Source organism: Streptomyces sp. XM83C, from assembly GCF_023072675.1.
GTDB classification, from domain to species: Bacteria; Actinomycetota; Actinomycetes; order Streptomycetales; family Streptomycetaceae; genus Streptomyces; species Streptomyces thermocoprophilus.
This window is the reverse complement of sequence record NZ_JALLGL010000255.1, coordinates 1-9,137: the sequence shown is the minus strand read 5'-3', so window position 1 is coordinate 9,137 and position 9,137 is coordinate 1. Positions and strand designations below refer to the sequence as shown.

Annotated in this window: 10 protein-coding genes and 1 pseudogene; 9 read left to right on the top strand and 2 right to left on the bottom strand. The window is 72.9% G+C overall.

Annotated elements, in window-relative coordinates:
• Window positions 1-155 precede the first annotated feature (155 nt).
• Both MTQ10_RS23540 and dhaM read right to left on the bottom strand, forming a co-directional pair.
• Window positions 156-530 (bottom strand): HPr family phosphocarrier protein, encoded by a 375-nt coding sequence (locus tag MTQ10_RS23540; protein WP_247472111.1) that lies wholly within the window; start codon window positions 528-530, stop codon window positions 156-158.
• Window positions 514-906, bottom strand: a complete 393-nt coding sequence (gene dhaM / locus MTQ10_RS23535) for a dihydroxyacetone kinase phosphoryl donor subunit DhaM (protein WP_247472108.1) — start codon at window positions 904-906, stop codon at window positions 514-516. Before dhaM ends, MTQ10_RS23540 begins: the two co-directional genes overlap by 17 nt.
• Window positions 907-974: 68 nt before the next feature.
• Here dhaM and MTQ10_RS23530 point away from each other — a divergent pair, with 68 nt between their 5' ends.
• The 9 genes and pseudogenes from MTQ10_RS23530 (at window position 975) to MTQ10_RS23490 (ending at window position 9,087) form a co-directional block, all read left to right on the top strand.
• Entirely contained in the window at window positions 975-1,739 is a 765-nt protein-coding gene (locus MTQ10_RS23530; RefSeq protein ID WP_247472106.1) for an IclR family transcriptional regulator, read from the top strand.
• Window positions 1,740-2,184: 445 nt separating this feature from the next.
• Window positions 2,185-3,195, top strand: coding sequence for a dihydroxyacetone kinase subunit DhaK (gene dhaK, locus MTQ10_RS23525; RefSeq protein WP_247472105.1), 1,011 nt, complete (start codon window positions 2,185-2,187; stop codon window positions 3,193-3,195).
• Between the two features lie 40 nt (window positions 3,196-3,235).
• Window positions 3,236-3,874 (top strand): dihydroxyacetone kinase subunit DhaL, encoded by a 639-nt coding sequence (gene dhaL, locus MTQ10_RS23520; protein WP_247472104.1) that lies wholly within the window; start codon window positions 3,236-3,238, stop codon window positions 3,872-3,874.
• Entirely contained in the window at window positions 3,871-4,491 is a 621-nt protein-coding gene (locus MTQ10_RS23515; protein ID WP_247472103.1) for a transposase, read from the top strand. The genes dhaL and MTQ10_RS23515 overlap by 4 nt, the downstream gene beginning before the upstream one ends.
• Window positions 4,492-4,878: 387 nt before the next feature.
• Entirely contained in the window at window positions 4,879-5,928 is a 1,050-nt protein-coding gene (locus tag MTQ10_RS23510) for an alkaline phosphatase family protein (protein ID WP_247472102.1), read from the top strand.
• Window positions 5,929-6,133: 205 nt separating this feature from the next.
• Window positions 6,134-6,919, top strand: a complete 786-nt coding sequence (locus MTQ10_RS23505) for a nucleotidyltransferase domain-containing protein (protein WP_247472101.1) — start codon at window positions 6,134-6,136, stop codon at window positions 6,917-6,919.
• Complete coding sequence (locus MTQ10_RS23500; protein ID WP_247472100.1) at window positions 6,916-8,175, top strand: MFS transporter; 1,260 nt, start codon at window positions 6,916-6,918, stop codon at window positions 8,173-8,175. Before MTQ10_RS23505 ends, MTQ10_RS23500 begins: the two co-directional genes overlap by 4 nt.
• A 156-nt stretch (window positions 8,176-8,331) precedes the next feature.
• Window positions 8,332-8,514 (top strand): annotated as a pseudogene (locus tag MTQ10_RS23495) (hypothetical protein); the annotation flags it as partial.
• A gap of 150 nt (window positions 8,515-8,664) precedes the next feature.
• Entirely contained in the window at window positions 8,665-9,087 is a 423-nt protein-coding gene (locus MTQ10_RS23490; RefSeq protein WP_247472099.1) for a hypothetical protein, read from the top strand.
• The last annotated feature ends 50 nt before the right edge of the window (window positions 9,088-9,137 follow it).

The window sequence follows — 9,137 nt, the reverse complement described above, 5'->3', positions numbered from 1 at the left end:
GTTCGGGGGTGGCCGTTTCGGGGTGGCGGTTCCTCCGGGGCGGGGCTGCCGTGGGAGTGCGGGTGGCCCACGGACGGCCGCACGGAGAAGGACGGTGAGAGGCAGAAGGACGGAGAGAGGAGGCGCCGCACGGGAGGGTGTGTCGTGGTGACCTGTCACTCCGCCTCGGCGAGGACCCGGGCGAGCGCGGTGGCCGCCTCCTCGGCGCCGGGGCCCTCGACGATCAGGTCGACGGCGTCGCCGGCGCGGGCGCCGAGCGCCATCAGGGCGAGCACGCTGGCGGCTCCGGCTGAGCGGCCCCGGTGCTCGAGGCGGGCGGTGACGCCCTTCAGACGGCCGACGGTGGTGGCGAGCCGTCCGGCGGGCCGGGCGTGCAGGTCGGCGGGGAGCACGATCCGTAACCGGTGGCCGGGCGCGGCCGGTTCCGCGCATGACGCGGGCGAGGCGGGCGAGGCAGACGCCACGGTGGGCGCGGCAGGCGTGGCGGGTGCGGTGGGCACGGCGGTCGTGGGGTCAGAACTTGCGGGCATGGCGGGCCTCCTCGGCACTCTTGAGCACGGTGGCGAGATCGCCGCCTCCGGCGGCGGCGACCGTGGCGGCGACGGCGCCCTCCACGAAGGGCGCGTCGGCGATGACGGCGTTCAGATGCGGATGGTCCTGGAGCACGGTGCGGGTCATCAGGACCGCGCTGCCCAGGTCGGGCAGGACGACGATGCCGCCCCCGCGGTCCGCGGCCGTGAGGGCCTCCTGCACACGGCGGTAGCTCGTGCCGAGCGAGCCGTCGTCGGTCCCTCCGGCGACGCAGACCGGCACGTCCTGCGAGCAGATCTGCCCGACCAGTTCCCCCACTCCCGCTGCGAGCTGTGCGCTGTGTGACACCAGTACGATGCCAACGGACGGTTTCATGAACGGGTACAGTAATTCTCTGAACAGGGTTCAGCAATAACGAACAGGGGCGAGAAATGGTCCAGTCGGTGCGTCGTGCGGTGCTCGTCCTGCGCGAACTCACGGGCGCCGCTCCCCGGCTGGGCGTGACGGAGCTGGCCGACCGCATCGGTGTCTCCAAGCCGACGGTCCACGCGCTGCTGCGGACCCTGGAGGCCGAGGGGATGGTGGTGCAGGACGCCGAGTCGGGCAAGTACCAGCTCGGGCCCGCGCTCGTCACCCTCGGCAATGCCTACCTGGACACGCACGAGCTGCGCGCACGGTCCATGACCTGGGCCAATGTGCTGGCCACCCGGACCGGGGAGGCCGTGTGGGTGGGGGTGCTCGTCGGTGACCAGATCATGGTGGTGCACCACGCCTTCCGTCCCGAGGGCGTCGTCCAGGCGCTGGAGACCGGGGCCACCCTGCCGTGGAACGCGACCGCGCTCGGCAAGGCCGTCGTGGCCTTCGCGCCCGGGGAGCAGCAGAAGAAGCTGCTGGACGGCACGCTGCCCGCGCTGACCGGACGCACCGTCACCGATCCGGAGGCGCTGCGCGCTCAGCTGGAACAGGTCAGGGACATCGGGTACGCGGTGGAGTCACAGGAGCTGACTCTGGGTGACGCCGGGATCGCCGCGCCGATCTTCGAGCGGACGCCCGGGGTGGCCGGGGCGATCGGTCTCGTCGGTCCGGTGGAGCGGCTGCTGGACGAGGAGCGCCGGCAGGCGCATGCGATCGCGACGCGTGAGACGGCCCGCAATCTCTCCCGCGAGCTGGGCGGATTCCGGGCCGGCGGGCGGCTGCCGACCTTCTGACCTGGCTTTTCGCAGACGTACGTGCGTAGCCGGGTGGTCGGTGTCCGCAGCCGTCGGCACATGGTGTGCCGCACCTCTTCACAGTGTTCCCCCTCACTGCCGCGACCGGAACGGCCGCTTGGGCGAGCCCCTCGCGTAGCCTGGTCGTGACCGCTCGGTGACCTGACCGAACGTTACCCTCTGGCCACGTACCGGACAACCGGTATAGGCCGGTGTCATGTGCATGAGTTAGCGTCGACCGGGGTTCGCGGGGCCCGTGCCACGCCGCGGCATCTCCTTGACATGCTGCGAAGCCCCGCCGTAATTTTCCGGCAAGCGTTCAGCAATGGGGAACACCGTTCATGTTTAGCTGGTCTTCGCCGGGAACAGTGTTCACCAGACCCGAACGCGCATCGGCGGACCAGCCGTTCGATGCGGGCAGCCGGCCGAGATGAGGGGGCCTGCGATGAAGAAGCTCATCAACTCCGCCGAGTCCCTGACGGCGGACGCCCTGGCAGGCATGGCAGCGGCCCACCCCGATCTGCGGATCGACCCGCGCACGCACGTCATCAGCCGCGCCGACGCGCCCGTCCCCGGCAAGGTCGGAGTCGTCTCCGGCGGCGGCGCCGGCCACGAGCCGCTGCACGGCGGATACGTCGGCCGCGGCATGCTCGACGCGGCCGTCGTCGGCGAGGTCTTCACCTCCCCGACCCCCGACCGCATCCTCGCCGCGCTGCGCGCCGCCGACTCCGGGCGGGGCGTCCTGCAGATCGTCAAGAACTACACCGGCGACACCCTCAACTTCGCCATGGCCGCCGAACTCGCCGAAGACCTCGGCATAGCGGTACGGACCGTCGTGGTCGACGACGACGCCGCCACCGGCACACCCGACGGCACACCCGGCCGCAGCGCCGGACGCCGCGGCACCGGCGCCACCGTCTTCGTCGAACGCGTCTGCGGCGCCCTCGCCGAACAGGGCGCCGACCTGACGGCCGTCGCCGACGCGGGCGCACGCGTCAACGCCGCCACCCGCAGCATCGCCATCGCCCTCACCGCCTGCACCGTGCCCGCCGTCGGCCGGGCCGGCTTCGAACTCCCCGACGACCGGATCGAGTTCGGCGTCGGCATCCACGGCGAACCCGGCCTGCGCACCGAACCCCTGCGCCCCGCCTCCGAGATCGTCCAGGACGCCCTCGCCGTACTGCTGGACCAGCTGCCGCCCGGCGACGACGACCGGACGATCGTCATGGTCAACGGGCTCGGCGCAACGCCCCTGCTGGAGCTTTACGTCGTACTCAACGAGGCCTCCGCCGTGCTGCGGAAGGCCGGCCTGACCGTCGCGCACACCCTCGTCGGCAACTACGTCACCGCCCTCGACATGGCCGGCGTCTCGCTCACCGTCTGCCGGGCGGACGAGCGGACGCTCGGCCTCTGGAACACCCCGGTGAACACCCCGGCACTGCGCTGGGGCTGCTGACGGGTTGGCACATGCCGGTAATGGAACCTTGGGAGGACCGTTGGACTCCGAGCTGACGCGGGCGTGGTTACTGAACGCCGCCCTGCTCATCGAGCGGGAGAAGGACAGACTGACTCAGCTGGATCTGGCCATCGGCGACGGTGACCACGGGGTCAACATGCAGCGCGGGTTCTCCGCCGTCGCGGCCGGCCTGGCGGAGCCCCCGCCCGCCGGCACGACCGCCGGACAGCTGCTGGTGACGGCGGGCACCACCCTGGTCTCCACGGTCGGCGGAGCCTCCGGACCGCTGTTCGGCGGCGCGTTCCGGGCGCTCGGCAAGACCCTCGACACCGCGGCGGAACCCGACGACACCCGGCTCCTCGCCGACGGGCTGAACGCCGCACGGGACAGCATCCAGCGCATGGGCGCCGCCCAGCCCGGCGACAAGACCATGTACGACGTGTACGGACCGGCGGCCGAGGCGTTCGGGCACGCCCTGTGTGACGGGGCCGGGCCGCGGGCCGCCGCACGCGCCGCCGCCGAAGCGGCCGACGAGGGCGTACGGGCCACCGAACCCATGCAGGCCCGCCGAGGCCGCGCCTCCTACCTGGGCCTGCGCAGCGTGGGCCACCAGGACCCGGGCGCCGCCTCGGCCGCGCTCATATTCCAAGCTCTGGCGACCGCGATGGAGGCCCAGTGACCCAGCGCCCGCAGACCGTCTCCCCCCTGCGCCGTACCACCACGGCGAGACCGTCTCGGCAGGCGCAGGCGCCGACGATCCCCGGCGCCGGCCGCTTCGGCTGGCTCGCACCCATGGTGCTGTGGCCGCTGGCCCGCCGTCATCTGCCCCGCCCCGCCGTACGCCCCCAGGGCGGCGGAACCCAGCGCGCCGACGACGAGGCGATGTTCGCCGCGATCGTGTACGTCCTGGTCAGCGGAGTGCCCTGGCGGGCGCTGCCGAAGACCTTCGCCGTGTCCTGGCAGAACGCCCACCGCCGGTTCACCCAGTGGAGCGGGGCGGGCCTGTGGGACAGGCTGCGCGACACCGCCCGCCGGCAGCAGATGCCCGGCCATCTGCGGCAGTGGGCCGACACCGTGGCCGCGCTCGCCGAGGAGCGCCTGAACCGGACCCCGGCCGGCACCGCCTCGCCCACGCCCGCCGGCACGGCGGCCCGCACCGCCGGACGGCCCGCCGGCACCGTCAAGCCCGGTCTCCGCGTCCACGAGCAGGGCGACTTCACCATCCGCCTGTTCGGCCCGGACCACAGCCAGGCGGAACGGCAGGCCACCGAACGGGAGCTGCGCCGGGCGCAGTGACCCCCCTCCCCACCGTTCGTCCACGGCGGCGCAGCGCGGCGCTTCTGGGAGCGCTCCCTCACGCGGCGCCCGCGGCAGGGCGAACTCGTGGGCTGACCCCACGCGCACGCCGGTACGGGCTGCGCGTCCGCGAGGAGGGCGCCTTCGGACACAGCCGACGATGCCCCGAAGGCGCCCTCCGCCACACCGCCGTACCGCCGCCCGCCGGGCCCGGTCCGGCGGGCGCATACACGTACCCGGGCCCGGTCGCCGGGCTCCGGCCGACGAAGGTTGGTACGAAACCAGGTGCACAACGCCCCCGAGCCCCGGCAGACCCGTACACCCGGGGTCGTTCGGACCCGTACACCCGGGCCCCCGCACACCGATGCCCCCACCGCCCCGCTGACCGTGGCGGACTTCCGCGCGGAGCTGGCCCGCCTGATGGCGGGCACCACGGCACCGCCCGGCGAACAGCCACCGCACACCGTCGTGTTCGCGCTCGACGGCGTCAACCTGGCCACCGCGCAACGCTGTTGGCCCGGCGCGCGGACCCGACTCATGCGGTCGGTCACCCCCACCACCTCCTCGGCGTGCTGGCTGAGCGCGCTCACCGGCCTGGACACGGCCGCCCACGGCGTGCCGGGCGTCGTCTTCGCCGACCCCTCCGGCGGCCCCGACCTGGTCAACTTCCTCGCATACGCCGGCCCCGGCCTCGCCCCGGACACCGGCACCGTCTTCCACGACGCCGCCCGACTGGGCCGACGCCCCCTCGCCCTCCTCGGCGACATGGAGCACTACGGCTCGGCCTGGCGCGACGCCCTCCTCCAGGGCGCCGAACCGATCACCGGCCACACCTTCTACACCGAGGCCGGCACCTACCGGCCCCGCCCCGCCACCGACATCGTCGCCAGGGTCCGTACGGCCGTGGAAGCGGCCCTCGACCGATACGGAACGCAGCAGTCCTGTCTCATCTGGTGCTACATCGAGGTCGACCAGCACGTGCACCGCCACGGCTACGACCGGCACACCACCGACGTCCTCACCGCCCTCGACGACTGGGCCCGCGAGCTGGCGGCCCGGGGCACGCTGGTGGTGGCCCACGCCGACCACGGCCTGGTGCCCACCGTGCACGACGAGAAGCGGGCCGCCCTCCTCGACCAGCTGGGACAGCGGTACGGCTTCCGCATGGGCGGCGCCGGCCGCATGCGCTGGCTGTACCCGACGCCGGAAACGGAACGCCGTGAACTTGCCGCCGTGCTGCGCGAGTTGCTGCCGTACGACATCCGGGTGATGGGCGCCGACGACGTCTTCCCGGCGGGCTCGGCGGCCCGCGCCCGCGTCGGTGACGTGGTGCTCGTCGCCGAGGGCGAGAGGTTCCTCACCGACCCCGACTACCGCTACGACCACGGCTCCTTCGCCCCCGAAGAGACCGACACCCCGTTCGCGGTGTGGCGATGAACCCCCAGGTCAGGGGTGCTGCGGAAGAGCACGGAGAGAGAGTGGGTGCTCCTCCGCCGCACAGCGTCCGCCGCCACGTGCCCAGGGCGCGAACAGGCAAACTGACGGTCCGTCAGAAAGGTGAATCGGGCTGTCTCATGTGGCAGTTGACGCCCCAAGGGTTCTGTTGAACGCTGAGGCCAGTCCGATCCGGGAGGGGTAGATCATGAGTACGAGTCTGACCGGCTGCCTGGAGGAAATGGAGCGCCGCGGGCTCATACCGGAGGACTGCCTCGCGGTCTGCTGCGTCGGCTCGGTCGCCCGCGGCTGGGCCAACGAGGGCAGCGACTACGACTTCAACGTCATCTGCCGCACCCCCTGGACCGGGGAGAGCGCCCGCACCATCCCCGTACCGCTGGACCCCGGAGTGGTCCCCGCCGTCGTCCTGTACGTCGACGGACGCCGCTGGGAGATCAAGTACTGGGTCGACGACCAGGTCCGCCAGATGCTCGACAAGGTCACCTGGGAGCAGTTCGAGGAGGGCAACTCCACCGCCAAGGCGCTCGTCGACGCGGAGGAACTGTTCCTGGAACGGCTGAGCACCTGCCTCACGCTGAGCGGTTCCGCCTGGGTGGAGGACTGCAAGCGGCGCGTGGCCGACTCGGCGTTCCGCGCGTTCGTCACCACCCGCTCCCTCGCCGAGGCCGACTCCTCCATCGAGGACGCCGTGGGCCAGCTCGCCGCCGGCGACCTGGACAGCGCGGTGCTGTCCGCCCGCAAGGCACTCGGGCACACCGTGGACGCGCTGCTGGAGAGCCAGGGCAACTTCGGCTCCCGCACCCCGAAATGGCGGGCCCGCCGCTTCCGCGAGACCCGGCCGAAGGAGCTGACCTTCGAGGAGTACTGGGCGCTGGAGACCATGCGCGCCTTCGACCCGGAGGACCCGCGCCGCTGGGTGGAGACGGTCGTGCAGTGCTGCCGTGACCTGTCCATGGAGGTCGAGATCTCGTGACCGCCGACCAGAACATCGCCGCGTCCGACGAGACCGGCATCGACCGGCGCCGCAGCGCCTCCGCGTTCTGGCGGTACTGGACCGGCTCCACCGTCAGCGGGGTCGGCGACGCGATCACCACGGTCGCGCTGCCGCTGATGGCGGTGAGCGTGCTCGGCGCCTCCAGCCTGGAGGTCAGTTTCCTCACCGCCGCCCAGTACGCGGCGTGGATCGCGATCGGCCTGCCCGCCGGGGTGATCGTGCAGCGGCTGCCGCTGCGCGGCACGCAGGTGGCGATGGACCTGATCCGCGCGGCGGCCGTGCTGTCGGTGCCGGTCGCCTACGCCCTGGACGTGCTGCACCTGGCGCATCTGGTGCTGGTGGCGCTCGTCCTCGGCCTGGCGACCGTCGTCTTCGACGTCGGCAACTCCTCCTTCCTGCCGTCGATCGTCAGCAAGGACGAACTGACCGCCCGCAACAGCCTCACCTCCGCGTCCGCGTCGGCGACCCAACTGGGCGGGCCCTCGCTCGGCGGTGTGCTGGTCCAGTTCTGCGGCGCCGCGTTCAGCCTGGTCCTCGACGCCGTCAGCTATGTGATCTCCGCCGTGCTGCTGCGCAGCCTGCCGCGCCCCGAACGGACCCGGCCGGAGGCCGAGCGGCAGTCCACCGTGCAGCTGATCAAGGAGGGCTGGCGGTTCGTCGTCCATCATCCCGTGATCCGGCCCTGCGTGGCCGCCGCCACCCTGACCAACTTCATCTGCGGCGCGTTCATGGCCCTGCTGCCGGTCTTCCTGGTCCGCACCCTCGACGCGCCCGCCGGCCTCGTCGGTGTCCTCATCGCCACCGAGGGCATCGGCAGCCTCATCGGCGCCGCCCTCACCCCGAAGCTGGTGCAGCGCATCGGCGGCGCCCGCACCATCCTGTGCACGTCCCTGCTCGGCTCCACGGCAGCGCTGCTGATGCCGCTGTCCGACAGCGGCTGGGGCTACCTGCTGTTCGGGCTCGGCAACATCGGCTTCGGCTGCGGAGTCGTCGTACTGAGCATCCTCACCCGCACCCACCGGCAGACCGTGACCCCGCCCGAGCTGCTGCCCCGCGTGATGGCCACGGTGCGGTTCGTGTCGTGGGGCGCGGTGCCGTTCGGCGCGCTCACCGCCGGCGCGTCCGCCGGGCTCCTCGGCAACCGGGGCGCACTCTGGCTGATCTGCGCCCTCGCCTTCCTCGCCCCGGCGGCCCTGTGGACGAGCCCGCTGCGCCGCATGCGCGACCTGACGTGAGCGCGGGGGCCGGCCGGCACGGGCGGACGGCCGGCCCCCGACCCGTACGGTCCGGTGGGCCCGGTGGTCCCCTAGGGGGCCGGGCCGCCGGACCTAGGGGAAGATGCATCCCTCAGACCGATGCGCTGCTTATGTCCGGACTCGCACCATGGAGACATGAGCACAGCGACCCTTCACCCCAGCTCCGGCCCCTTCCACCCCCACGGCGCCTCACCCGTCGAGGCCGGCCACCGCCATGTACTCGGCGACGCCCTGCGCGCCGTCCGCGTCTACGCGCGCGCCGCGTTCGACGTGGTGATACTCGGCGAGTACGGCGAGGAGACCGTCGTACGACGCAGGGGACGCCCGGAGCGCATGAGCCCCCAGCAGGCGAGCAGAACCGCAGGAGCCGGCTGACACCCCCGCCCGGCACGAACCGGAACGCCCGCCACACCACCGGCGCCCCGGTCCGGCGTCGGTCCCGGCGCGCACCGGTGGTTGACTGCCGCCATGCCCGTGCCCGTGGCCGCCGAACAGTCCCCCTCGCCCGCGTACCGGAGCGCCCACCACGACCACCCCGCGTACCGGCCGGCGGTCGTACCGGACCGTGACCCGCCGGCGTGGGTCGCGCCCGCCGTTGCTTCGGCCGTCCTGCTCGCCTGCTCGCCCTGCGTCCTGCTGATCGTCGGGATGTTCCTGCTGCTCGTCGGCAACCACTGCGAGGACACGTGCGGGCAGGGGCCGGACCCCGCCCTCCTGGCGGTCGCGGGTGTCATCCTGTACGCCGCCTGGCTCCCGGTCGCCACGCTGATCACCTCCTGGGCGCTGCCGTGGAAGCGCCGCTGGTCGAAACTGCGTGTCGTCCTGGCCGTACCGGCCGCGTCCCCCGTGCTGCTGCTCGCCCTGCTCACCCTGCGCGCCGCGCCGCTGTGACCCGGCACCCGTGACGTCCCCGCCGGGGAGCGGCCCCGCCCCCCGGGACC